General features: G+C 44.4%; 20 protein-coding genes. 10 read left to right on the top strand and 10 right to left on the bottom strand.

Annotation, left to right across the window (positions count from 1 at the left end; all coding sequences use genetic code 11):
* Window positions 1-12 precede the first annotated feature (12 nt).
* From fre to GTQ48_RS11765, 3 genes are all read left to right on the top strand, one after another.
* Entirely contained in the window at window positions 13-708 is a 696-nt protein-coding gene (fre, locus tag GTQ48_RS11775) for an NAD(P)H-flavin reductase (RefSeq protein WP_163106882.1), read from the top strand.
* 250 nt (window positions 709-958) lie between these two features.
* Window positions 959-2,305, top strand: a complete 1,347-nt coding sequence (locus tag GTQ48_RS11770; protein WP_239060101.1) for a M28 family metallopeptidase — start codon at window positions 959-961, stop codon at window positions 2,303-2,305.
* A 299-nt stretch (window positions 2,306-2,604) separates the two neighbouring features.
* Window positions 2,605-3,717 carry a hypothetical protein gene (locus GTQ48_RS11765; RefSeq protein WP_239060092.1) on the top strand — a complete coding sequence of 371 codons (1,113 nt, stop codon included), beginning with the start codon at window positions 2,605-2,607 and terminating at the stop codon, window positions 3,715-3,717.
* Between the two features lie 126 nt (window positions 3,718-3,843).
* On the opposite strand, the gene GTQ48_RS11760 is transcribed toward GTQ48_RS11765, so the two are convergent.
* The gene (locus GTQ48_RS11760) at window positions 3,844-6,546 is read right to left on the bottom strand and encodes an ATP-binding protein (protein ID WP_163106880.1); all 2,703 of its coding nucleotides are present in this window, start codon (window positions 6,544-6,546) and stop codon (window positions 3,844-3,846) included.
* Between the two features lie 207 nt (window positions 6,547-6,753).
* A complete protein-coding gene (locus tag GTQ48_RS11755) occupies window positions 6,754-7,959 on the bottom strand; it encodes an MFS transporter (protein ID WP_163106879.1) in 1,206 nt (401 codons plus the stop codon).
* Window positions 7,960-8,171: 212 nt separating this feature from the next.
* On the opposite strand from GTQ48_RS11755, the gene GTQ48_RS11750 reads away from it, so the two are divergent.
* From GTQ48_RS11750 to GTQ48_RS11740, 3 genes are read left to right on the top strand one after another with little or no spacing between them, the layout of a single operon-like run.
* Window positions 8,172-8,729, top strand: coding sequence for a GbsR/MarR family transcriptional regulator (locus GTQ48_RS11750; RefSeq protein WP_163106878.1), 558 nt, complete (start codon window positions 8,172-8,174; stop codon window positions 8,727-8,729).
* 11 nt (window positions 8,730-8,740) lie between these two features.
* Entirely contained in the window at window positions 8,741-10,111 is a 1,371-nt protein-coding gene (locus GTQ48_RS11745; RefSeq protein WP_163106877.1) for a cytochrome ubiquinol oxidase subunit I, read from the top strand.
* A 9-nt stretch (window positions 10,112-10,120) separates the two neighbouring features.
* Window positions 10,121-11,128, top strand: a complete 1,008-nt coding sequence (locus GTQ48_RS11740) for a cytochrome d ubiquinol oxidase subunit II (protein WP_163106876.1) — start codon at window positions 10,121-10,123, stop codon at window positions 11,126-11,128.
* 245 nt (window positions 11,129-11,373) lie between these two features.
* On the opposite strand, the gene GTQ48_RS11735 is transcribed toward GTQ48_RS11740, so the two are convergent.
* The 8 genes from GTQ48_RS11735 to prlC all read right to left on the bottom strand — a co-directional run bounded on the left by GTQ48_RS11735 (window position 11,374) and on the right by prlC (window position 19,593).
* A complete protein-coding gene (locus tag GTQ48_RS11735) occupies window positions 11,374-11,847 on the bottom strand; it encodes an Lrp/AsnC family transcriptional regulator (protein WP_203565206.1) in 474 nt (157 codons plus the stop codon).
* 130 nt (window positions 11,848-11,977) lie between these two features.
* On the bottom strand, window positions 11,978-12,772 hold the full coding sequence (locus GTQ48_RS11730; protein ID WP_163106875.1) for a hypothetical protein: 795 nt from the start codon (window positions 12,770-12,772) through the stop codon (window positions 11,978-11,980).
* 377 nt (window positions 12,773-13,149) lie between these two features.
* Window positions 13,150-13,359 (bottom strand): transcription antiterminator/RNA stability regulator CspE, encoded by a 210-nt coding sequence (gene cspE / locus GTQ48_RS11725; protein WP_032094913.1) that lies wholly within the window; start codon window positions 13,357-13,359, stop codon window positions 13,150-13,152.
* A 300-nt stretch (window positions 13,360-13,659) separates the two neighbouring features.
* Window positions 13,660-15,291, bottom strand: a complete 1,632-nt coding sequence (gene ubiB, locus GTQ48_RS11720) for a ubiquinone biosynthesis regulatory protein kinase UbiB (protein ID WP_163106874.1) — start codon at window positions 15,289-15,291, stop codon at window positions 13,660-13,662.
* A 9-nt stretch (window positions 15,292-15,300) separates the two neighbouring features.
* Window positions 15,301-15,936 (bottom strand): ubiquinone biosynthesis accessory factor UbiJ, encoded by a 636-nt coding sequence (locus GTQ48_RS11715; RefSeq protein WP_163106873.1) that lies wholly within the window; start codon window positions 15,934-15,936, stop codon window positions 15,301-15,303.
* A complete protein-coding gene (gene ubiE, locus GTQ48_RS11710; RefSeq protein ID WP_203565205.1) occupies window positions 15,936-16,790 on the bottom strand; it encodes a bifunctional demethylmenaquinone methyltransferase/2-methoxy-6-polyprenyl-1,4-benzoquinol methylase UbiE in 855 nt (284 codons plus the stop codon). Before ubiE ends, GTQ48_RS11715 begins: the two co-directional genes overlap by 1 nt.
* Before the next feature lie 68 nt (window positions 16,791-16,858).
* Window positions 16,859-17,548, bottom strand: coding sequence for a DNA-3-methyladenine glycosylase I (locus GTQ48_RS11705; RefSeq protein WP_203565204.1), 690 nt, complete (start codon window positions 17,546-17,548; stop codon window positions 16,859-16,861).
* An 8-nt stretch (window positions 17,549-17,556) separates the two neighbouring features.
* Window positions 17,557-19,593, bottom strand: coding sequence for an oligopeptidase A (prlC, locus tag GTQ48_RS11700; RefSeq protein WP_163106872.1), 2,037 nt, complete (start codon window positions 19,591-19,593; stop codon window positions 17,557-17,559).
* A 341-nt stretch (window positions 19,594-19,934) separates the two neighbouring features.
* Between prlC and GTQ48_RS11695 the strand changes: the two genes are divergently transcribed.
* The 4 genes from GTQ48_RS11695 to nosR all read left to right on the top strand — a co-directional run bounded on the left by GTQ48_RS11695 (window position 19,935) and on the right by nosR (window position 24,465).
* Window positions 19,935-20,495, top strand: coding sequence for a response regulator (locus GTQ48_RS11695; protein ID WP_163106871.1), 561 nt, complete (start codon window positions 19,935-19,937; stop codon window positions 20,493-20,495).
* A gap of 26 nt (window positions 20,496-20,521) precedes the next feature.
* On the top strand, window positions 20,522-21,337 hold the full coding sequence (locus tag GTQ48_RS11690; protein ID WP_203565203.1) for a phosphate/phosphite/phosphonate ABC transporter substrate-binding protein: 816 nt from the start codon (window positions 20,522-20,524) through the stop codon (window positions 21,335-21,337).
* A gap of 10 nt (window positions 21,338-21,347) precedes the next feature.
* On the top strand, window positions 21,348-23,009 hold the full coding sequence (locus tag GTQ48_RS11685; RefSeq protein WP_163106870.1) for an ATP-binding protein: 1,662 nt from the start codon (window positions 21,348-21,350) through the stop codon (window positions 23,007-23,009).
* 148 nt (window positions 23,010-23,157) lie between these two features.
* Window positions 23,158-24,465: a response regulator c-di-GMP phosphodiesterase, NosR family gene (gene nosR, locus GTQ48_RS11680; RefSeq protein ID WP_163106869.1), complete on the top strand. Its 1,308-nt coding sequence runs from the start codon at window positions 23,158-23,160 to the stop codon at window positions 24,463-24,465.
* Window positions 24,466-24,688: the final 223 nt, after the last annotated feature.

The raw sequence follows: 24,688 nt of genomic DNA, 5'->3' as shown, positions 1-24,688 counted from the left end.
AGAAGAGAATACATGCCACAGATTAATTGCAAGGTTGCAAGCATTACGCCTTTAACCGATGTAGTACAAAAAGTTGAGCTAACGTTACCAGAAGCAGTAGCGTTTAAAGCAGGTCAGTACGCCATGGTGGTGATGGGCGAAAAAGATATGCGCCCGTTTTCTATCGCTAACCCGGCCTACGACAATAACAGAGTAGAACTTCATATTGGCGCAGAGCCAGGTAACAGCTACGCTGGTGAAGTGTTAGCGCGCATGCAGCAAGACGGAGAAATAACGCTCAGCCTTGGCCATGGCGATGCATTCCTGCAAAGCAATGGTTTACCCATGGTGCTTATTGCTGGCGGCACAGGATTTTCCTACACCTACTCTATTTTAAAAGAGCACTTACAAAGCGGCGATAAAACACCTTTAACGCTGTATTGGGGTGGTAAGCACGCAAACGACCTGTACTTAACCGATGAGCTTAGCGCGCTTGCTGATGCTAACGACCATTTTACCTTTGTACCTGTGGTTGAGTTTGCTTCTGACGACTGGACGGGAAGAACGGGTTGGGTACACCATGCAGCAATGGCTGATCATGCCGACTTTGGTGAAATTCAGGTATATGTTGCTGGCCGCTTTGAAATGGCCAAAGTCGTTCGTGATGACTTCACGCAGCGCGGATTAAAGGTAGAAAATTTGTATGGTGATGCATTCGCCTTTATTTAAAAACCTGCTACTTTTTTTAGTGTTTTGAAAGCCGACTGATCACTGTCGGCTTTTTTTTGATTCCTTCAAATTCGATAACTAACTGCTGTACACGTTTACTCCAATTGTTCCTTTCTAACGTATCCGCTATGGTTGAGTAACTCTGTCAACCAGTGTTCAGTTAAAAGCACCCTTGGAGAAAAGAATGATAAAAAATATTCCTATAACATTTAAAAGCGTGGGTCTGTCTGCGCTTTCATTAGCACTTCCTATGGCAATTGTGAGTGCCACTACAATTGGTAATGCTCATGCTGCAGACACCAAACAAAAAGCAGCGCTGTATGATATTGCCGCATCTATTTCACCAGAGAGAATAGAAGACGACATCACTACGCTGGTTAATTTTGGCACCCGCCATACCCTCTCTGAGACTGAGTCTGATACCAGAGGTATCGGCGCTGCAAGGCGCTGGATTAAATCTGAGTTTGAGGAAATTTCTTCTCAGTGCGGCGGCTGCTTAGAAGTATACTTTCAGTCTGAAACCATCAGCGGTGAAAAACGTATTCCTAACCCTACTGAGGTAGTCAGTGTTATTGCTATTCAGCGTGGCGCTACTGACCCTGGGCGCTATGTCATCATGTCTGGCGACATTGATTCTCGCGTATCCGATGTCATGGATTTTACGTCTGACTCTCCTGGGGCTAACGATAATGCATCGGGTGTAGCCGGTACGCTGGAAGCCGCACGAGTACTGTCTAAGTACAAATTTAACGGCACCATTGTCTATGCCGCGCTGGCAGGTGAAGAACAAGGCCTTTTTGGCGGCCGTATAATGGCGAACCAAGCTAAGAAGGACGGCTGGCGCATAAAAGCGGTACTTAACAACGATATGATTGGCAATATTGAAGGGGTGAATGGGGTTATCAACAACACCACAGCCCGTATTTTTGCTGAAGGTACACGAGTTACTGAAACCGAAGCAGAAGCAAGACGCCGCCGTTTTACCGGTGGTGAAGTAGACTCGCCAAGCCGTAACCTGGCTCGCTACATCGACAAGGTGGCCGACCAGTATATTGAAAATCTCGATACCATGGTGGTATACCGTTTAGACAGGTTCGGTCGAGGCGGTCATCACCGCCCGTTTAACGACCTTGGCTATCCGGGCATCCGCATTATGGAAACTAACGAAAACTACACGCGTCAGCATCAAGACTTACGTGAAGAAGATGGCATTAAGTACGGCGATACCCTCGATGGCGTTAACTTTGACTATGCGGCCAAATTAACAGGCTTAAACGCCGTAACCTTGGCCTCTATGGCATGGGCACCTAACCCACCTGCAAACGTGTCGATAAAAGGCGCGGTTCAGCCTTCTACAACATTAATGTGGGATGCGTTAAACGAAGCGCAAAACCCTCAGTTGAAAGGGTATAAAGTGTATTGGCGTCATACTGACGCGCCGCAGTGGGAATACAGCAAATTTGTTGGTGATGTTACTGAGGCCACACTTGAGAATGTAGTGATTGACAATTACTTCTTCGGCGTTGCCAGTGTCAACAACGATGGCGTTGAAAGCGTGGTCGTTTACCCAGGCCCAGCGGGCAGCTTTGGTGAGTAAACTGCTCGTATAACACAGTGAATAAACTGGTCAAATAGCCACACGAGTAAAATGACAAAGCGCTGCGACTGTAATGAGGAGGCTTCAAATACACCTGTATTTACACCCCTCTTCACCAATGTGCAGCGCTTTTTTTAAACATAGCTTTTAAGTTAGCTTCTAAAAAGCCTTTAACACCGCCGCTTCATGTACGCTGTGTTAATTGTCGTTAATATGACCTCGGTGGATTAAACTTTATATCTGCCTTAGAGTGTATAAAGAGGTATAAACCATTATATCAGTCAAAGGGGAAAAATAACTTGCTCACAAAGCGTGCTAGTCGTTTTACGTTCACCACCACACTTGCATGTATCTTTTGCATGTCGGCCCTCTCTCACGCAAATGCCCAATTAGCTGAACAATCAAATGAAAAGCTAAATACAGTCACTCTGGCCGCTGCCCCTTTCGAGACTTACGTCAATGACGACGGTGAGCCTGCCAGAGTGAATGAACTAGTATCCACTGCGCTAGCGCAAAGCGGCACCGATGCTAATTTAAAAGTCATGCGCCAAGCTTTTTTGGGCAGCGCTGTTCGAGCAGGAAGGGTTGACGGTGAATATGCTTTGCTAGATATGGGCCAGCAAACAGAAGGTGTAATCACATCGAACGTGTTTTTACCCCTATACCTTTATGCCGCCAGTAAAGATGCCGACGTAGAGCAAATCAAAATTTTTCAGCATTTGAAACGCAACCGCGTGGCGATTGAAAATCGATTTGCTAACACTCCGAACTTCAGATTGATTAAAGACATAAAATGGTCGCGCAATCCGTCCACCTTTGACGCGTTTCGCCAACTTGCCGACGACAGAGCGCCCTATTTAATTACGTCTGAATTGCTGATAAGAGAGTTTAATACCTTACTTGCAAACGATAGAGAAGAAACTCTGCACTATTCTGCAAAGCCTTTGATGAAAAGTGGGTTTCAGTTAGCGATACGCGACGACGTGCCTAATGCACAGAAGATTATCAACAACTTCAATAATGCTGTATCTGTTATGCAACAAAACGGGCAGTACAATAAGCTTCTTCAAATAGACTGGTTGCGTAAAGACATAAACCAAGACGGCATTGCCGATTACATTGGGCATTCCGATATTACCCGCACATCGAGCTTACTAAAAACCGCCTATAATCTGGATTCAACACCGACTTCTGACGATAGTGTATTTGTGTTAGACGGCACTGTTTTTACCTCTAAAGCCGAGGCATTCAATGCATTGCCGAATAGTGAAGAAAACGGTAGTGAAGAAAACGCCATTGAAGAAAACGGCATTGAAGAAAACGGCACTGAAGCAGAAAAGCGCGATGTAATGAACAAGAGCATTTCATTACTTGATGCGACGACTTACGAGACGCTATTAAGGCGCTGGTAGCGTTTTGCGTTCTGGTTTTTTCTTTCTGGATTTGTTGGTCGCTTTAGGAAATGCCGTCTCAATGGGCTTTTTAGAGCGCCGCAAGCCGTTTGATAATGACCCTTGGCGCCTACAGTAGAGTTTTCCCTACATATACATTTCTAAAATAGTGAGCAGTTCTTCGCCGTCGACAGGTTTAGACACATAGTTATTGAATCCCGCTTTCAGTGCTTTTACGCGGTCAGAGGTATACGCATACGCCGTCAGCGCCACTGCATTAAGAGACGATATTTGCGCAAACTCGCTAGAGCGAATTTTAAGCACTAGCCCTAGCCCGTCGAGTTCTGGCATGCCAATGTCAGATAACACAAGGTCAAACGCCTCTGGCATTTCGTTGATCTCTTTCCACGCAAGCAGGCCATTTTTCACCACGTTAACCCGCGCCCCGTTAGACTCTAAAAAGAGTTTGATAAAGTCTCTGGCATCTTTTTCATCTTCGGCAACTAAAATCCGCAAACCGTTTAGTCGAAGCGATGGAGACAAGTCGCTTATTTCGGTGTTTTTCACCTCTATAATCTCATCAAATACATTTAGCGGCGCGATGGGCAGCGAGACAAAGAATGTCGTGCCGGTATCAGGACCGTCACTTTCTGCATAAATTTCACCGCCGTGCATTTCAACAAGGCTTTTCACAATAGAAAGGCCTAACCCAAGCCCATTCTTGTTATGCTCGTTTTTGCCCTGATAGAAGCGCTCAAACACGTGAGAAATTTGCTCACGGGTCATACCCTTTCCGTTGTCTTTTACTTTGAACAGGTAATTTGAATGTTCTCGCCTACCTTTAATATGAACCGTACCGCCTTTTGAAGTAAATTTAAGGGCATTGCTCAGCAGGTTATTAATAACCTGTTTAATCCGTAAATTGTCGCCTAATATTTGCGTATTTTCATCATCACAATTAATAGACAGCTGAATATTTTTGCCCGCGAATCCGGCTTCAAATGACTTAGCCACCTCTGATATAGAATGGGTAATCTTTAACGAGTGAGTAGATAGCTTCATCGTGCCCGATATTATCCGCGATAAGTCGAGAATATCGTTAATCAATGCCGCTTGCGTAGATGCCGCTCGCTTGATAACACCTAAGGCGTCTTTCATCCTATCGACGTTGTCCACGTCCATCAGCGCCAGATCGGTCCAGCCTACAATCGAATTAAGTGGCGATCGCAGCTCATGAGAAATACTGGCTAAAAACTGGTCCTTTGCCTTATCAAGCTCTTCAAGCTTATTGATTTGCTTATCAAGAGACGATTTTAAACTCAGCGCATAGGGAATAAATAAGTGATCGAAGCCTTCAATAATTAACTTATCGTCTTCTGTCCAATCCACCGATTCATCTGCCACACTTTGCAAGTAAAGCTCAAAAGAGTTTCGAGGCGTTAGCGATTTCAGCTTGTCCTGTTTAGCGGCATCCCGACCTGCCCAACGAATAGTTTTATCCCGCTGCTCTCTGAACCACACCGTATAATAGCCAAGCTTTGCAGACACGCACGATATGTACATACCTCGAATACCATTGAGATTGCACGAGTCTGTCACCTGTTCCGCCAGTCGATTTAACGTAACGGACTGCTCAGAGTTTGGCGTGGCAAATTTCTCTAGCAGTTTCATTACTGTTGATTCTGAAGGGGTTTTGCCAACAAAGTAATTACTCGATGGTGTTATCACCGCCATGCCGCATGAGTCCGCAACCTGCAACAATTCTTTTTCTTTCTCTGTTATCGCATCGAGGGGGTTTGAATAAGACGTCAGCTGCTGAACAATGTTATTCAATGAACGCTGACGATTCTGGAAAAGTTCCTTTTTTTCATGAAGCGTTTTTGTATGTAGTTGCCATGCATAAAGATGCCCGAGTGATTCACACACCAGGCGCTTCTTCTGATCGACATATATCGGCTGCTTGCTATGACAGGCTATTAGGCCCCATAGCTTGCCTTCAAACACCAAAGATACAGAAAATGATGAACGAACGCCCATATTTTTAAGATAGGTAATATGAGTAGGGGAAACTGAGCGTACCATAGACATAGAAAGGTCGAGTGGCGGGCGCTCAGACTCCTCAATACGAGGCAACAATGGAATTGCTGCTTCGTTAACATCGAGCACGCAGCGCACGCGATTCAATAGATAAAGCTCTCTGGCCTGCTGCGGGATATCCGTCGCTGGAAATTTAAGACCCTTAAACGATTTATTCTCAGATTCAGTAGCCTCACCGATGACTTCACCGCAATAGTCATCGTCGAATTGATAAACCATGACGGCATCAAAACCCACATAGTCTTGAAAATATCGCGCTATACTATCTGCCACATCGCCTATGGAATCGCGGTCATCTACATCGGGCAATAGCGCACGCAAGTCCATATCCATGGGCACCCACTGCTGCGCTGCTTCATAGCTTAATTGTGGCGTGGGTTCTAATTCAATGACCAACAAGCCGTTAGACTCATACGCAACTCCACTGCCTTCTTTTTCCCAGTCTTCGAGCCAAAGCGCGTTTTGTGCAAACTGCCATTGATAAGCGTGACGTACTTTGCCACCTTTTACCGCTTCAAAGATGGTTTTGAAAGTATGAGCTTCTGGGTTTGGAATGGTAAAAAGCTCAGTAATAAGCGTTTTACCCGGAACAATGTCTACTTTGAAAAGTTCGCGAATATTGCTGCTAACAACTTGAATGATTTTATCTGCCGGATTAAGGGCTATCACGTAACCGAAGCTTTGCACACTTTCGATAAGGTGAATGGGTTCGTCTGCACAATTCTCGTTTGATTGTGGCGAAGCTTGACTCATAGTGGAAACCTTTTTCTGTTACGCCACTATCTAGCAAGAGATGAGGCGTCATTCAGGCGCAACATCATGAAAGCACCTGATAAAATAACTAATCGAGCATAGTAAAGCTTCTACCGTCAACAATCACTTTTTTGCTCATTTTTTAATAAAAAATACCGCAGAAGTACTAAAAACGTGGATGAACTGACTTTTCACCAAGACAGCAAGTTATGTCTTAGCCTGCTTTAGGAACAAGCAAGCAGTCACGCTTAAAAGGCATAAGCCAGTAGTAATAAGAACGAAGGTATATGCAGGCAACATCAACAACGTGCTGCCTATATAAGCAACTAAGTAAGCGCCTGCGGCAGCGCCGGATAAATGAAAAAAACCCACCAATGCGGCCAAAAAGCCCGCTGATTTCGCTGAAAAGCTCAGCATAATAGTGACACTGCACGGCATAGCAATACCAATAAAAAAGAAAGTGGCATAGCTGTAAGCAAGCATAATAACTAATCCGTTAAACTTTAGAAGAAATGTCAGCGCACTAATGAGCACTGATAAGCTCAGTATGGCAACACTCGATAACCTAAATTTTAGTAAGGTTGACCACTTAGAAAGTCGAATATTAAGTATGCTGCCTGCAACAAAAGAAAGGGTTGCGAGCAATGAATAGATAGAAAATAACGTTTTGCTAAGCCCATGCTGATCCATAATCATCGACGGCGCAATAGTGACGAAGCAAAACACGATTCCATAGAGCAATCCACTTGCCACGCCCACCAAGATGATCGGCGCACTACTCTTTTTAATCAACCTGAAGGTTTCTTCTGAAACGTTAGGTGAAATCGCCGGGCTGTGAAGTGAAATAGTTTCAGAAGTTATTAAAAGAAGTAATAAGGCTACTCCCCCTATCGCTAAGACGAAATAGAAGATGGCAGAAACACCTAATTGCTCTCCAATTATAGTGCCTAATAGCGGAGCAATCGCAGGCGCAATAGCAAATGCCATGTTGGTGATGGAGAGCGATATACTCAGTTGCTTTTCATCAAATATTTGCCTCGATAAACCCCGTGACACTGACACTCCGACGCCGCCGCCAAGGCCCTGCACAATTCGACCGAAAAGAAAGCTGTTGTCTGAATCAGCCAATGCAACCAATAGCGTGCCGCCCATAAACACCAAAATTCCACATAATAGAAAAAAACGTTTGCTTATGTAATCGCAGAGAATGCCAGACAGTAACTGTGAAGCTGAAAAAGCGATTAGAAAGATAGCCACACTTTTTTCTATAAGGCTAATGTGACTGTCGTAGTTATGGGCTAGGTCGTGGAAGAAAGGAGTATAGATGCTAGTGGAAACCTGCCCCAGTACAGACAGCAACGTGAATGTACCTATTACCAAGTAAAAGTTGTACCGGGAAAAAGTCGATGCCATGTAAAGATACCGAAAAGCGCTAAAATATCCTAAACAGTAGCTTACCTTTCTCGTATTACAGTTTAACTATCAATCCTGTCTTGTATGCTTGCGCCCTTGTGTGAAGCGAAGCGGCATATTTATGAAACCATATTAATGTCAAAAAAGATTGATTTGCATCAAATAGAATATTAAACTTTCAGTAATTTCTGAAACTTCAATAGGCGCACAAAATGAAGATGACACCTTTGATCACATCAGCAGTAATGCACTTTGGTGAAATGGGAAGTCGATGGGGCTTTAACAGAACAGTAGGACAGATTTTGGCCCTTATTGTGTTAAACGAAGAACCGATTTCAGCACAGGAAATTGCTGATGCGCTGAATATCTCCCGCGGAAATACCAGCATGGGGTTGAAAGAACTTCAGTCGTGGAGACTCGTCAAACAGCATTTAGTACCTGGTGAACGCAAAGAGTTTTTTATTCCTGCAGGCGATATTTGGACCTTGGCTAATCGCGTGTTTGAAGAGAGAAGAAAACGGGAAATAGACCCAACACTAAGCCTGCTACGAGACTTACTGCTCGATGAGCCTGCAAACGGCACAGAAGCCGGAGCGCAAAATAAGCTGAGTGAAATACACGATTTATTGGAATCAATTACGGCATGGTCTGAAGAACTACAAAACCTTGGACCTGAAAAACTTAATACGCTGATGAAACTCGGTTCTGGCGTAGGCCGTATGCTTGACCTTAAGGATAAGATTTTACCGGGTAAAAATAGCGTTAATTAAGGAGACGTTCTGTGGATGCATTCTTGTTGTCTCGATTACAGTTTGCTTTAAATATCAGTTTTCACATTCTATTTCCCACCATTACCATGGCGATGGGGTGGTTTCTTTTCTACTTTAAAATGCGCTCAAATACATCTGGTCACCCTGTATGGATGCGTATGTACCGTTTCTGGGTGCGGGTTTTCGCGCTAAGCTTCGCCCTAGGTGTGGTGAGCGGTGTAACCATGTCTTTCCAGTTTGGCACAAACTGGCCTGGCTTTATGGAAAAAGTAGGCAATGTCGCAGGCCCTTTACTGGGGTATGAAGTACTCACCGCCTTTTTCTTAGAAGCCACGTTCTTAGGTATTATGCTATTTGGTATTCGCAGAGTTCCTAATTGGCTGCATACCACTTCCACACTTATTGTCGCCCTTGGCACCACGACGTCTGCGTTTTGGATCTTGGCGCTGAATAGTTGGATGCAGACCCCACAAGGGTTTGAAGTAGTTGAGGGTGTGGTTTACGCCACCAATTGGAAGGAAATAATATTCAATCCGTCGTTCCCCTATCGCTTTGTGCATATGATGTTGGCATCGGGATTAACGGCAAGCTTCTTAATCGCCGGTCTATCCGCCTACAGAATGCTAAAAGGCGACGATAAACTTGCGCCTAAACTTGCCCTGAAAACGGCTACATACACAGCAGCCGTGCTAATACCGCTACAGATTTTTGCGGGCGACATGCATGGGCTTAACACCCTTGAGCATCAGCCGCAGAAAGTAGCCGCCATGGAAGGACTGTGGGAAACCACTGAGGGCGCGCCGCTACTGTTGTTTGCTATACCGGATGAGGAAGGCAGAGAAAACCATTTCGAAATTCCCATTCCCTATGCAGCCAGTTTAATTCTTACCCACGAATTAAAAGGCGAGATAAAAGGCCTTAATGAGTTTGAGGGGGAGCATCCTCCAGTAGCGCCCGTATTTTATGGCTTTCGAGTAATGGTAGGCATGGGCATGTTAATGCTTGCAGTATCCTGGCTAGGCAGTATTTACTTAATGCGTAACCGTTCATTTCCCGTGTGGTTAAAGCGTACTTTTGCCGGTATGGCATTTAGCGGTTGGGTAGCAACCCTTGCAGGCTGGTATGTTACAGAGATAGGCAGACAGCCTTATCTCGTTAGCGGCGTACTAAAAACCACAGACGCAGTAACGCAACTACCTCCCAGCAATATCGCGATATCGTTCACTCTGTACGCCGTCATTTATAGCGGGCTACTCATCGCCTATATTGGCACCCTAATGCTGATGTGTCGCCGAGCGGTTGAGATTGAAGAAATCACCACCGAGGAGCGAGAGATCGCAAAAGCGAAAATGAGCGCCAACAATAACCCTGTCACGGTGTAAGGAGTTACTATGTTTGAACATGTTTCACCTGAAATGCTCGGCAATATCTATGTGGGTTTATTGGGCTTGTCGGTTTTACTTTATGCCATATTAGACGGCTACGACTTGGGTGTGGGCGTGCTTATACCGCCTCGCACCGAAGCCTTTAGAGACGATATGATAGCCTCTATTGGCCCATACTGGGATGCCAATGAAACCTGGTTAGTACTTGCCGTAGGCCTGTTGCTTATTGCCTTTCCTGAGGCGCACAGCGAAGTACTGCAAACCTTATATCTGCCAGCAACTTTTATGCTGTTAGGGCTTATTTTACGGGGCGTTGCCTTCGACTTTCGCGCAAAGGTAGTGCAAGTGAATAAACGTAAGTGGGACTTGGTATTCAAGTATGGCTCTTTGCTTACCACGCTTGCCCAAGGCTATATGCTTGGTATTTATGTTACCGGACTTCGCACAGACTTGTGGGCACAAGCGTTCGCCGTATTAGCAGCACTTGGCGTCACTGCAGCATATGCATTTATTGGCTCGTGCTGGCTTATCTTAAAGTCGGAAGGTGAGTTACAGCAAAAGGCCTATTACTGGGCAAAACGAGGGTTAGGGATATTAGCGCTGGGTATTGTGTCGGTGAGTATTGCCAATCTATCTCTACATGAAGAGGTGCGCAACTTATGGCTTTCGCCACCGTGGGGAGTTATGCTATTTGCCATTCCGGTTACCTGCTTTGCGCTATTAACACTGTGTGGGGTGCTGCTTAAAAAGCTTCCCCATAGTGATGGTAAAGGAGAATGGCTACCGTTCTTCATCGCATTGTTAGTCTTTCTACTGTGCTTTACCGCGTTTGCCATTAGTTATTACCCGTTCATTATTCCCGGGCAAATGATGATATCTGACGCACTAAGTGATGCCAGCTCACTGAGGTTTTTATTAGTTGGCGTGGTGGTTGTAGTACCTGTTATCTTGGCTTACACCGTGATGGTTTACAAAATTTTCTCAGGGAAGTCAGAGAAACTGTCTTACTATTAACTAGAGCGTGTGCTGACACAATTAGGCGTTAAAGAGAAGTGAAGCGGAGCGAGCTTACAAGCTTCAACGTCATCAAAGCGAACCAAGGGGTCTATTCGATAGGCCCCTTTGCGTTTTTGTTATATATGTTTTTGTTTATATACCTAAGCGCTAAGCGCCTGATAGAATTTGCCTTGGCAGTATATGTTTTTGGCGCTGTACGTTTTTTGCCTAAAATGCCTGTTGCGTGAAAGGGCTTCATCACACTACAAATGTGTAAGAGGAACCGCAGTAGTATATTTAATTTGCTCCATGGCAAAACTTGAGGTGACGTCTGAAAAGGCGATACCGCTTACCAGCCGCTTATAAAAGTGGTCGAAACAGGCCATGTCGGTCACCAGCACTTTTAACAAATAGTCATATTCCCCCGACATTCGATAGCACTCCACCACTTCATCAAAAGAAGATGCATGCTGCGAGAAGGTCGACAACCACTTTTTATCGTGATTACCCGCTTTAACTTGCACAAACACGGTCATGGTAAGGCCCAGTGTTTGTGCCTGCAGTAACGCTACTCGTCGAGAGATAATACCGTTTGCTTCTAACTTTTGTATTCTGCGCCAGCAGGGTGTTGAGGTTAACCCCACTTGCTCAGCTATTTGTGCAACAGGCGTTTCTGAATCTTGCTGTAAAATACTCAAGATGGTGCGATCGATAGCATCAATGTTTGTGTTTTTCATACATTACATATTGTCATTTCATTGCTTCTCTATTTACGCCTTTAAAAGCACGGTTAAAAGCTCGGCTTTAATTTAAGTAGTAAGCCAAGCGCAGCGTTAGGCCGTAAGCCGTAAGCCATTGCAATGCTAATTACAGCCACCAAGGCTGAGCAAAATTAATATTTTCTTTAGCCAACTCGTACTGATACGGCGGCGCAAACGGCGTCCAAAAACCGTCGGCAAGACCCTTATCGAGGATGGTAAATTTACCTGATTGCTCATAGTTTTTTAGTATTTTGTAATAGGCACCAACGGGTAACTGTGGGTTAGACTGGCGAAACACGACCTTACCTCCATAGGTGTTGTACATATGCTTTTCTGCCAAATAAATCATAACTTGGCGCTTTGCAACATCGTCGCCAATGCCATCTTCACTGGCGCTACCCGCAAATTTAGTTTTAAATTTTTCTACCAACGCTGCATCAACAGCGAGGTTGTTTTGCACGAAGTAATCGTCGAGAACCCCTTCAATAATACGTTCTGACAAATTCGTTAGGCTGGCAAGTGCCACCATGGCATTTTGTTCTTCACTGCTATTCGCTTGAGAGGCCATTTCAGCTAAAACCTCGTCATCTGGGGTAATATCTTTTGCGGTAATAGATTTATCAAAAAGCGTGGCTACTACTGTCGACGGCTCCTCATCACTCGAGTCGCTGTTTTGCGACGATTCAGATGAGGGTTCAGATGAGGGTTCAGAGGCTGAAGGAAATGCTAATGTGGTCGCTTGCACAGATGCTAATGCAGGCACTTCGGCAGCAGTGGCCGTACCTAAAGCGACACCCAGACTCAATAAAGTGACCATCGCCGTAGTTCTTCCTACACCTCTTTTGGCTCGTCTCAGATTAGAGATTGAGAAAAGTTGCGAGCCAACCATACGAATAATCATAATGAATACCCTAAAAACCAAATGTGAAAATATAAGCAAAAATAAGGCGTTTGTCGGTTTGTTTATACTCTAGTGATAAACGGTACAGCAGAGCCCACACCAAAACCTAAAGCTCAGAGTGCATGCTGCAAACACCATCAAACTAATAGGTTTAGTAGAACACTTTACACAAGGAAATAGCAATACATAGCAAGCAATGCAGAGAGTGAATTTTCGTTAACGAGAGCGATTTCTTGGAATTGGAAAATTAGATTTTGTTTGGCGTGGCTATGAGAACAAGCACAACAAACACATTGCCGGACAAAGAGATTGTCGATGGAGGTGATGTAAAGCGGAAAGAAAAATGGCGGTCAAGTTGACCGCCATTTTTGAATTTCTTAGATAGCTTGCACGTTAGCAGCTTGAAGACCTTTTTGACCTTCTTCAACTTCAAATTCTACGCGCTGACCTTCTGGAAGAGTTTTGTAACCTTCAGAGATAATTGCACGGAAATGAACGAAAACGTCCTTGCCGCCATTATCTTGAGTAAGAAAACCATAACCTTTATCAGCGTTAAACCACTTAACGGTGCCTGTAACTTTAGACATGTCGTATAGACCTCAAATATCGTAATAAATTGCGCAAAAAGCGCGTGTAACTGTGTTTCTGTTGGTCTTTAAATTGGCGGAGTATTGAGGCTTACTTACGAATGGACTAACAACAAACACAAATTACAAGGTAACTCGAGCAGTTTTTACATATAGCAACATATAGCAAATAATACAAATCTCGTCTATTTAAAGACTCTGGCAAACAGCCAATGCCACTATAACACTCTTGGGAACAATTAACATACTAATTAATGACTTATTAACCAAATTCATAAAAAGTTCATTATTGCTTTGGCGTTATTGCCGACTATTTCGCCAAGACAAGAACCAAAAAACAGTACCAATTACACCGCTAAATGCTGGGAAATACCACGAAATACCGTAAATTGGCAGAATAGCGGCAAGTAGAATAAATGTGCCACCCACCACGCTTAAATGAGTGGTCTGAGTAGTTCTTTTCTGCTCTTGAAGAAGTGCTGTAGAGGCTTTTTGCTGCTGTAGCGGCATCCGTTTAATATGCTGTAAACTGTCGTAAAGTAAGTCTGGCATCTCGGGCAATTTTTCTGACCAAAATGGCAAGTTGGCTTTCACCTTCCCCATCATGGCAGAAAAACCAATCTGCTCTTTCATCCAGTTTTCTAAAAACGGCTTCGCGGTTTTCCATAAGTCTAGCTGCGGATATAACTGCCTTCCTAACCCTTCCACATACAGTAAAGTCTTCTGCAACAGAACCAGCTGAGGCTGCACCACCATGTCGAAACGGCGGGCTGTATTAAATAGCTGCAGCAGTACGTTACCGAATGAAATCTCAGCTAGCGGCTTTTGAAATATGGGTTCGCAAACCGTTCTAATGGCCATCTCAAATTCATCGATGTTGGTGTCTTGAGGTACCCAACCAGAATCAGCATGTAACTGGGCTACTTTGCGATAGTCTCGATTAAAAAAGGCAATAAAGTTTTCGGCTAAATAGCGCTTATCTTCTTTATTTAAGGTACCCACAATGCCAAAGTCGATAGCGATATATTTTGGGTTATCTGGGTGTTCGGTGGAAACAAAAATATTACCCGGGTGCATGTCTGCATGAAAAAAACTGTCGCGAAATACTTGGGTAAAAAACACCTCTACTCCACGTTCTGCTAATTTCTTTAAATTGGTGTTCTGGGCTATTAACGCATCGATATTCGAAATGGGAATACCGTAAATTCGCTCCATTACCAGCACATTGTGACGACAGTAGTCACTGTAAATTTTAGGTACATACAGGGCATCAGAACCCTCAAAGTTGGTACCCAACTGAATACCGTTTGCCGACTCACGCAGTAAATCAAGCTCATCGACAATCGTCTTGCGATACTCCACCACCACTTCAACCGGGCGCAGGCGCCTGCCGTCGGGAAGCCAGCGTTGAATAATATTGGCAAAGCTGAACAACAGCTCCATGTCTGCCACTATCGTGTCGCGAATATCAGGGCGCAGTACTTTTACTACCACGTCTTCGTTATTTGCCTTTAATTTTGCTGCATGCACCTGTGCGATAGACGCTGATGCTAAGGGCTCTTCTTCAAATTCACTAAACAGTTCGCTCAGTTCGTTTAAGCCTAAAGAAGACTTGATTATCGCTTGGGCCGCTTGTGAAGGAAAAGGCGGCACTTTATCTTGTAACCGAGCAAGTTCATTGGCAATAGAAGGCGCAAGCAAGTCTCGGCGGGTAGACAGCATTTGTCCAAACTTAATGAATACAGGCCCTAAACTTTGTAGTGCAAGCGTAATTCGCTCGCCTTGGGATTTACCTTTGTGCTTGTTGCGCACCCAAAAGATACTGTGGCGCAATAACCTTGCATACCAAGGTAACCACTTTGCAGGAATTAGTTCGTCGAGGCCGTGTTCTAGCAGCACTCGATTAATTTTATACAGCCTAACAATTCGCATGCAAGTCTCTTATTTAAGTCGTTCTTCTAAATCACGTAGCCTGGCGTCTAAGCGCTCTGTGCTATCTCGCAGCGCACTGACTTCATCGCTAAAATGCATAACCGCGAGCTTATGTGCAGCCAACTTTTTTTCTTCCACTAGGGCGTTGCCAAACACATCACTCATGTTGGCAAGCATCGACATGGATTTTTCATGAACGGCTTTTACCGTTTTCATCGACTGATGGGCAAAAACGTCATTTGTTCTAATAGCGATAAGCTCTTCTACATCTATATCGAGGTCTTTGAACAGACTGCTTACCTGCTGCGCCACATTTAACTCGCCTTCTAAATACAGCGCTTGTTGCTGAATAAGGCGAGTTAACTGACTGGTTTCTTTAAGCGCTGGCAATGTATCGAGTGAGGTTTTAATGCAACAGTCTTTGGCACCTAACTGCGCCTTTACCTCTTCAAAATCACCATGCTCTATCAACACGTCAACCTTATCGGAAAACACCAGGGTAATGCCAAATGGAATAGGAGATAAAAACGCTGTCATCCGCGAACCGTCAAGGGCGTTGAGCCTCGCCTTACTGTCGCTATCCAGCGCTAGCAGTTTATTGATAGAAGACTCTAACGTAGCCGCAAAAAGTGCAGATGCAGGCATTAAAATTTATAACCTCGGTGAAGCGCTACAATACCGCCTGTTAAGTTCTGGTAGTCGCACTGCTCAAACCCGGCTTCTTCAAACATGCCTTTCAAGGTGTCTTGGTCTGGGTGCATGCGAATACTTTCAGCTAAGTACTGGTAGCTTTCTGCATCGTTCGCGACCAATTGCCCCATCTTGGGAAGTAAGTGAAATGAATACATGTCGTAAAGCTTACTAAGCTGCTCGGATGTTGGTTTGGAAAACTCTAACACCAATAAGCGACCGCCAGGCTTTAGCACCCGATAAATTGAATTAAGCGCGTTTTGTTTTTCCGTCACATTTCGCAAACCAAATGCCATGGTAACCACATCAAAGTGGTTGTCAGGAAATGGCAGTGCTTCTGCATCAGCTTGAACGTAGTCAATGTTACTGACAAGCCCGCGATCGCGCAGTTTATCTCGACCTACCTGAAGCATGGATAGATTAATATCAGCAAGGGTTACACGGCCCGTGGGGCCAACTAAGCGAGAAAATTTAGCAGTTAGGTCGCCAGTGCCACCCGCAATGTCGAGCACCTTATTGCCCGCGCGCACACCTGAACAATCAATGGTGAATCGCTTCCATAAACGATGAACGCCCATGGACATCAGATCGTTCATCACATCGTATTTCGCTGCAACAGAATCGAAAACGTTGGCAACTAAAGACGCCTTTTTTTCTTTCTCTACTTGCTTAAAACCGAAGTGCGTCTTTTGCTCTGTAGCTTGCTCTGCCGTTTGTTCCACATCGTTTTCTAGCACGTGCTCTTCAGAGAAAGAGTGCTTGGATGAAGAGTGCACATCACCCGCTGATGAGGTCTGATTGTCGCTCATAACGTTCCTATTGCTAACTGTATTTCACAAAGCTGAAGTGTATAGGATTGTGAAGGTAAGCTAAAGCCTTAAAGCACCCGTGAATTCGTACCCCAGCTGAATGCCACCGTAGTGCTAATCTCTTGCAAAGACCGGCCACTTTCTTTATGCCAATTGGCGAACGTATCATTCGCTGCCCTAAGACTTTTCTTCGAGGTAAGGCCCCCATCAACAATATCGCTTTTACGTAAATAGTCTTCAACGTCACGGGACAACAAGAAGGTATCAATACCTAGGGAGCGAAGTGTATAAGGCCCAGTATTTCCGCCAAGCCTTGCGCCTCGCTTTTTCAAAAAAGCCCATAGTTCGGTGATGTTTTCGGGGCCAAAAGAAGCCGCAAACTTTCCAAAACTCCCGTATTCTAACGACACATCTTTAATCATGATGGCGTTATCTCTCACGGTCATTACTTTTTTATAATTTCTTACAATGCGTTTATCAGATGCTTTTTGCTCTAGCATCTCATCAGGCATCAACAATACTTTGTCGATATCGAAATTAAAAAAGACCGTTTCAAAGTCGTCCCACTTATTTTCGATAACTCGCCACACAAAACCCGACTGAAACACTTTTTTTGTCATTGCGGCCAAAAAGCGATCGTCGGGTATAGTAGCTACATCAGAAGCCGACAAGGGTGCGTGAAGCATAGCTTCAAGCACCCTTTTCCCGCCTTTTCGCTCACACGCTCGCTGATATATAGAGTGAAACGATTCAGCCATAGCCTGTGTTATCCTTTTATCCCACTGTGACGCAGTAATGCATCCACTTTAGGCTCTCGACCTCTAAACGCGACAAATAGCTCCATTGGCGGTTTGCTTCCACCCATTTCTAAGATATTTGTTAGAAAGGCTTTTCCAGTTTCACGATTGAAAATACCGTCTTCTTCAAACTTGCTGTACGCATCGGCAGATAATACCTCGGCCCACTTGTAGCTGTAATAGCCCGCTGCATATCCACCAGCAAAAATATGACCAAATCCATTTTGGAAACGGTTGAAAGAGGGTGGTACAGATACGGCCACTTCGTCTCTTACACTATCGAGCACACCTTGCACGTCAACGGTGCTGCCCTTTTCACTGTGAAGTAAGAAGTCAAACAAGCTGAATTCTAACTGTCTGACCATCTGCATGGCAGATTGATAGTCTCTGGCTGCTAACATACGCTCTAGTAAATCTGCCGGTAGTGGCTCGCCAGTCTCATAGTGTCCAGAAATGAAGTTAAGCGCGTCCTCTTCCCAGCACCAGTTCTCTAAAAACTGACTTGGTAGCTCCACCGCATCCCACGGTACGCCATTGATACCAGATACACCCGCCACGCGCATTTTAGTTAACATATGGTGGATGCCGTGACCAAACTCATGGAAAAGCGTTACCACTTCATCGTGGGTGAATAAGGCAGGCTTATCGCCAATGGGCGCGTTAAAATTACACGTTAAGTAGGCGACAGGAAGCTGCAGTTCGCCATTGCTCATTTCGCGTCGCACGCGACATTCATCCATCCACGCACCGCCGCGCTTTTTCGCTCGCGCATACAAATCTAAATAGAAACTTCCGCGAAGCACGTCAGCTTCATCAGTAATAGTGAAATAGCGCACATCTTCATGCCAGGTATCAACGCCAGGTTGCTCGACAATTGATAGGCCATATAGCTTGTGAACCACATCAAACAACCCGGACAGCACTTTGTCTTCTGGGAAATAAGGGCGCAGCATTTCATCTGATATTGTGTACTTTTCTTGCTTCAGCTTTTCACTGTAATAAGGCAGGTCCCAAGACGCTAGCTCAGTCACATTGTGCGTGTTGCGGGCGTACTCTTTTACTTCGTCTAACTCTCGTTCTGCCTGAGGCTTCGACTTAGCCGCTAAGTCGCGTAAGAAACCAATGACTTGCTCGGTAGAATCGGCCATTTTAGTGGCTAGCGAACGCTCGGCGTAACTCGAAAATTCGAGTAGCTCAGCTAACTCAGTACGAAGAGATAATATCTGTTTGATGATATCGGTATTGTCCCACTTGCCTGCATTCGGCCCTTGATCAGAGGCTTTCGTTGAATACGCGCGATACATTTCCTCACGCAATTCACGGTTATCGGCATACAGCATTACAGGAAGGTAAGATGGAATATCTAGTGTGAACAAATAGCCTTGAAGATCTTTTTGATGGGCAGCCTGCGCCGCCGCTTCTAAGGCAGACTCTGGCATACCCTCTAACACACTTCTATCACTAACATGCTTGGTCCACCCCATGGTGGCATCCATCACGTTATTTGAAAACGTCGAAGACAATTCACTTAGCTTTGCCTGTATTTCTGCAAAGCGCTTTTTTTGCGCATCAGGTAAAGCCACGCCAGACAGCGTAAAATCTCTAACCGCGTTTTCGACTACTTTTTGTTGTTCATCATCTAGGCTGTTGAACTCTTCTGAATTTTGTAGCGCTACATATGCATTGAACAGACCTTCATGCTGCCCTACCCAAGTGCCATATTCTGACAATAATGGTAAGCAGGCATCGTGGGCCTCTCGCAGCTCATCACTGCTAACCACACTGTTCATGTGTGACACTGGAGAAAATATTTTGCTAAGTCGGTCGTCAACTTCTTCTAGACGAAGAACTACATTTTGATAAGAATAATCTTTAGACGCGACTACATCGTCAATTTCTGCTTTGCAGGCCTCAATAGCGCGCTCAACGGCTGGTTTTATCGAATCGGCCTCAATGCCAGAAAATATAGGTAAACCGTCGACTAATTCAATTGCTGGGGTCGTCATAATATATTCACTCTTATCGTTGTATGCATAATCTTAATTATAAATAAGGTGGGGGGTTTTCATCGAAAAACAACATTCATTCTTAGCCAAGCTTCGTCTAAACAATACCTCCACACTTCGCCGTATCGTGCCATGCTTGGTTAGTGATTTGACTTAACCTGTAAGTACAACTATTTTTTAGTCGAAGATCAAAAGCTATTAACAGTAACAAAGCGCACTTTTACTGGCCTTTAAGCCGACCCAAACTAAAGTGTCACTAATGTCACAATTAAATCTTTTGTCTACTTTGTCTTCTGTGCGTATGACGCTATAATTCACAAGGATATGAAAAAGGCGAAACTATGAAGACACTTACATCGGGCGAAATAGCATCATACTGCGATGTTAATTTGCGTACCGTAATCAGATGGATAGAAAACGGTAAACTTAAAGGTTTCAAGCTTCCCGGCCGAGGGAATAATCGTGTGCTCGTTGAAGATTTCATTGAATTTTTAGAGCGTCACGACATGCCCATCCCCGACTCACTGAAGGGTGACGCAACACCGTCAATACTTATTGTCGATGATGAAATGCCCGTTGCCAAGTCAATTCAACGGGTAGCACGCAGAGCCGGATTCGACAGCTACATTGCTACCGGCGGTTTCCAAGCGGGCATAATGCTGAGTCAGCATGAGCCCAAGGTAATGACGCTCGACCTCAGTATGCCGGGTATGGATGGATACAGCGTCATCGATTTCACACGTGAGCAAAGCAAATATAAAGATTTAAAAATCGTTGTTATTTCTGCACTCGATGATATTAGCCTTGAGCGGGCTTTAGAAATAGGTGCTGATGCATCACTTCAAAAGCCATTTTCTAACCACGATCTCACCATGGTACTCGAGCAGTTTATGTCGATGTAGGACAATAGAGCAAAAGGAGCGTTTTCATGTGTAGAATACTATATGCAATGTGCACCGCTTTTATACTGATGTTACCGCATGAAATCCAAGCGAAAACCCTCACCTTTGGCGTTGTTCCTCAACAATCTGCAAAGAAAATGGCAAAGTCTTGGCAGCCCCTTTTCGAATATATCGAAAATTACGCTGGGTTTCGCATCGATTTTCAAACGGCCAAAGATATTCCGACCTTCGAAGCTAACCTTGCCAATGGGGAATATGACATTGCCTACATGAATCCGTTTCATTTTGTCGTATTTAATTCGTCGGTGGGTTACCAAGCACTCGCAAAACAAAAAGATAAACGTTTGCAGGGCATTATTGTTGTACATAAAGATAGCGGCATTCAGTCTTTATCCGAGCTAAACGGCGCCGAGCTAGTATTTCCAGCGCCGGCCGCCTTTGCAGCAAGCATAGTCACGAGCGCCAAGTTACGAAACGAAGATATTGCCTTTGTTCCTCGCTATGTAAACTCTCACGATTCCGTTTATTTGAATGTAGAAAAACAGTTTTTTATCGCTGGCGGTGGAATTTATAGAACGCTACAGTCATCTCCAGCCCAACAATCGTTAAGGGTATTGTGGGAAAGCCCTCTTTATACCCCTCACGCTATTGCTACACACCCAAGGCTGAGTGAGGATGACAGAAAATCGATAATCAATGCATTAATCTCGATTTCTAGTGATGCCAGTAGCGTCGATATATTAAAGAACTTGGGTATGAACGGCTTTGTTGAAGCCGATGATTCTCATTGGGATGATGTCCGTAAACTTGGCATATCATCGCTGTCTCGGCCTCATAGTTAAAGGACTAACTGTGCGATTATCCTTGCGAACAAAAACCATTACAGGCGTGGTATCAATAACCGCCATACTGCTTATTGTCTTGGTGGTCACTATTTTTCAATTCTTAAACGACCTGGTTGATAGCAGCGTTGAAAAATCTGCCAGCACAAGCGCGGCACTGTTTGTCTCTACCACTAAAAATGCATTTTTAAGTTACGACCTTTCCTCTCTTGATGCTGATGTTACAGAAATACTCACCAACCCCAATATTGCTTACGTAAGGGTTAAAGACAAAAACAACAGAGTGTTTGTTGAAAAAGGCGATACGAGGGCCTTGCAAAACACGTTTAACGAGGACACTTCGGCCTCACACACCGACGATGGCATTTACGACACCCGGGCTCCCATCTTGGTGAACGACACACTCTACGGCTATGTAGAAATGGGGTTAAATATTGCTTCGGTGACAGACTCGGTGTCGCGGGTGAGAAACTGGACGCTCACCCTAGCGGTGCTCGAGTTCATACTTGTTGGTTTGTTGTCTTATTTACTTGGTTCTTACTTAATGAGACAGCTTCAATCCCTCCACACTGGAGCTAAACATCTTGGCGAAGCCATTGAAAATAATCATTATCAAAATATTTTTATCGAAGTTCGCGGTAAAGACGAACTCAGTGATTTAGCGGAAGCTTTTAACCATTTAGTGGAGCGGTTAAGGGAAGAGCACGGACAGCGGCAGCGTTTTGAAGATGAGCTTAAAGAACTCAACGCCCTGCTTGAAGACAAGGTAAAGGACAGAACGGCAAAGCTTAATCAAAAGAACATGGAGCTTGAAGAGACAAACAAAAACCTAAAAGAAGCGCAGGTGCAGTTATTGCAAGCAGAGAAAATGGCTTCCGTTGGTCAATTAGCAGCCGGTGTTGCCCATGAGATTAATAACCCTATTGGCTTTGTGAGTAGCAACATATCAACGTTAAACGACTATATTGCCACCTATCAAATGTTATTCGCGCAAGTCACGGCGCTACTAAATAGCGATGATGAGGCTCAGCGATTAGCTCTCATTGCTGATATAAAGCAAAACATCATCGATAAAGATATGGCATTTATCAATGAAGATATCAGCGATTTACTCAATGACTCCACCGAGGGGCTTCATCGCGTTGCAGAAATTGTAAAAGGACTAAAACTGTTCTCCCGTGTAGATAGTGATGGCGTGCAGTTACACAACATTAACGATTGCGTACGCACCACATTGGCTATGGTTAACAACCAGCTAAAGTATGTATGTACTGTAGAAACCAAATTAGGCAACGTGCCTGCGGTGACGATGAATATTGGCAAAATTTCACAAGTAGTGACGAATTTGCTCATCAATGCAGGCCAAGCGGTAGAAAGCACAGGTGTACATGGAAGAGTCACTATCTCCACAGTCGTCGTTGACGACTTTGTAGAGTTAAGAGTGGAAGATACTGGGTGCGGTATTCCTCAAGACAATTTAGATAAGCTGTTTAATCCATTTTTCACAACTAAGCCAGAAGGGCAAGGTACCGGATTAGGGTTGTCTATTTCGTTTGGAATAGCACAGGAACATGGCGGTCGCTTAAGCGTTACAAGCGAAGAGAATGAAGGCAGCATGTTTACATTGGCATTACCCATTGTGAAAGATGAAAGCGACGAACCGGAAACCTAGCTATCTAAGGTTACCTATTGGCTAACAGTCAAGGTAGTAATATTTGGTTAAAGTATTGAGTAATTGTCAGTACTTTAAGAAAGACTCGACGTAGGCAGTGCAATGCTTACATAGTGAGAGACAGCGTTTTAACAGGATTACGTTTTTTATGACAGCACCTACCCCAGAAAAGCCGGTGACATACACTGTCTTATTTGTCGATGACGAGCCCAATATATTGCGCGCGATAAAACGTGCTCTGTTTACAATGGATATTAATTTGCTGCTCGCTGACGGCGGCTCAAAAGCCTTAGAGCTGATGGAGAAGCAGACAGTCCATGTGGTAATTTCGGATATGAAAATGCCGCAAATGTCTGGGGCTGAACTGTTAGAGCAAGTCGCTAAAAACTATCCTGACACCTTTAGAGTGGTTCTCACCGGCTATGCCGATATCGAGTCTACAATCAAAGCCGTAAACCAAGGTAAAATTCATCGCTATTTGCAAAAGCCATGGGAAAACCAAGAGCTCATTTCAGTCATCAATGAAGGGCTAGAACGAGTTAAGCTTAAAGAGGAAAATACGCGGCTGCAAAAGCTGACCCGTCTTCAGAACAAAAAGCTCAAAGATGTGAATACCTCTCTTGAAAGTGTGGTTCAAAAAAGAACCCGTCAGATAAAGTTTGCGCTTAATAAGATTGAGAAGCACAACCAGGCCATGGAGCAAGTGCTCTTTAACGTAATCAGTATCAACCCCCACATCAACGGTAAGTTTGCTATTGAAGTGAGCGAACTTGCTGCAAAAATTGCCCGAATTGCACAGCTAGAGAAATGTGATATCAAACAGGTAAAGTATGCAGGGCTTATTTGTGAAATTGGCCAATTGGGTTTATTGGTAGAAGATTTCGCAGAGCCGTTTGCCAAGCTAAAATATCAACAGCAACAGAACTACTTATCGCAAACCAAACAAGCTGCGCTTATTCTCGCTCCAGCAGAAGAGCTTCAGCCCATATCAGATATCATCGAGTTTCAGTTTGAGCACTACAATGGCTCAGGTCTTTACAATAAGGTAGCCAAGGAAATTCCTGTGGGCGCAAGAATATTGGCGATTGCAAGGGACTACTGGCGTTTGGTAACTGGCCGAATGAGCGGTGTAGAAATGCAGCCTAGAGACGCCAAAGCAGAAATGAAAAAGCACAGAAACACCCGCTACGACGGTGAGTTTCTTGATTTACTATTAAGCGCCGAGGACATTGGCACCTCTACCCTACTCGATACCACAATGAAGGCGGCCCAGTTAAAAGAAGGGATGCAGCTGGCGAAAAACTTGTATAACGACAGTCATATACTCATCTTGCCTGAAGGCCACGTATTTAACCGTGCAACCATTCAAAAACTGCAGCAATTTGAAGAAGAGCGCGGTAAAGCATTTAGCATTCAAATAGAACCAGAAAGCAATTCTGAGACTACAAGTCAGTAGTTTCTCTTAAAAAGGTGCGCTAGTCGCTAATAATTAGAGATTAGCGACTAGCGACTAGCGCACCTATTATACCAGTCCTCATAGATAGTTACCTACTCAGCGAGACTTAAAAGGTTCGTAATAGCGGCGTGTTACCTTAGGTATAGTGCTTCTACATCAAGTGACACAACAAAGAGTACGGACATTTTTAGCAGCAAAGGCGTGTGGTTCGTGTTGTGTTTAA

Source organism: Alteromonas genovensis, from assembly GCF_010500895.1.
Classification (GTDB): Bacteria; Pseudomonadota; Gammaproteobacteria; order Enterobacterales; family Alteromonadaceae; genus Alteromonas; species Alteromonas genovensis.
This window is presented reverse-complemented; position numbering and strand designations above follow the sequence as displayed.

Bases quoted from the DNA above. Each gene is read 5' to 3' on its own strand.
- fre (WP_163106882.1), top strand. From the start codon at position 13: ATGCCACAGATTAATTGCAAGGTTGCAAGCATTACGCCTTTAACCGAT.
- GTQ48_RS11770 (WP_239060101.1), top strand. From the start codon at position 959: ATGGCAATTGTGAGTGCCACTACAATTGGTAATGCTCATGCTGCAGAC.
- GTQ48_RS11760 (WP_163106880.1), bottom strand. From the start codon at position 6,546: ATGAGTCAAGCTTCGCCACAATCAAACGAGAATTGTGCAGACGAACCC.
- GTQ48_RS11755 (WP_163106879.1), bottom strand. From the start codon at position 7,959: ATGGCATCGACTTTTTCCCGGTACAACTTTTACTTGGTAATAGGTACA.
- GTQ48_RS11750 (WP_163106878.1), top strand. From the start codon at position 8,172: ATGAAGATGACACCTTTGATCACATCAGCAGTAATGCACTTTGGTGAA.
- GTQ48_RS11740 (WP_163106876.1), top strand. From the start codon at position 10,121: ATGTTTGAACATGTTTCACCTGAAATGCTCGGCAATATCTATGTGGGT.
- GTQ48_RS11735 (WP_203565206.1), bottom strand. From the start codon at position 11,847: ATGAAAAACACAAACATTGATGCTATCGATCGCACCATCTTGAGTATT.
- GTQ48_RS11730 (WP_163106875.1), bottom strand. From the start codon at position 12,772: ATGATTATTCGTATGGTTGGCTCGCAACTTTTCTCAATCTCTAATCTG.
- cspE (WP_032094913.1), bottom strand. From the start codon at position 13,359: ATGTCTAAAGTTACAGGCACCGTTAAGTGGTTTAACGCTGATAAAGGT.
- ubiB (WP_163106874.1), bottom strand. From the start codon at position 15,291: ATGCGAATTGTTAGGCTGTATAAAATTAATCGAGTGCTGCTAGAACAC.
- GTQ48_RS11715 (WP_163106873.1), bottom strand. From the start codon at position 15,936: ATGCCTGCATCTGCACTTTTTGCGGCTACGTTAGAGTCTTCTATCAAT.
- ubiE (WP_203565205.1), bottom strand. From the start codon at position 16,790: ATGAGCGACAATCAGACCTCATCAGCGGGTGATGTGCACTCTTCATCC.
- GTQ48_RS11705 (WP_203565204.1), bottom strand. From the start codon at position 17,548: ATGGCTGAATCGTTTCACTCTATATATCAGCGAGCGTGTGAGCGAAAA.
- prlC (WP_163106872.1), bottom strand. From the start codon at position 19,593: ATGACGACCCCAGCAATTGAATTAGTCGACGGTTTACCTATATTTTCT.
- GTQ48_RS11695 (WP_163106871.1), top strand. From the start codon at position 19,935: ATGAAGACACTTACATCGGGCGAAATAGCATCATACTGCGATGTTAAT.
- GTQ48_RS11690 (WP_203565203.1), top strand. From the start codon at position 20,522: ATGTGTAGAATACTATATGCAATGTGCACCGCTTTTATACTGATGTTA.
- nosR (WP_163106869.1), top strand. From the start codon at position 23,158: ATGACAGCACCTACCCCAGAAAAGCCGGTGACATACACTGTCTTATTT.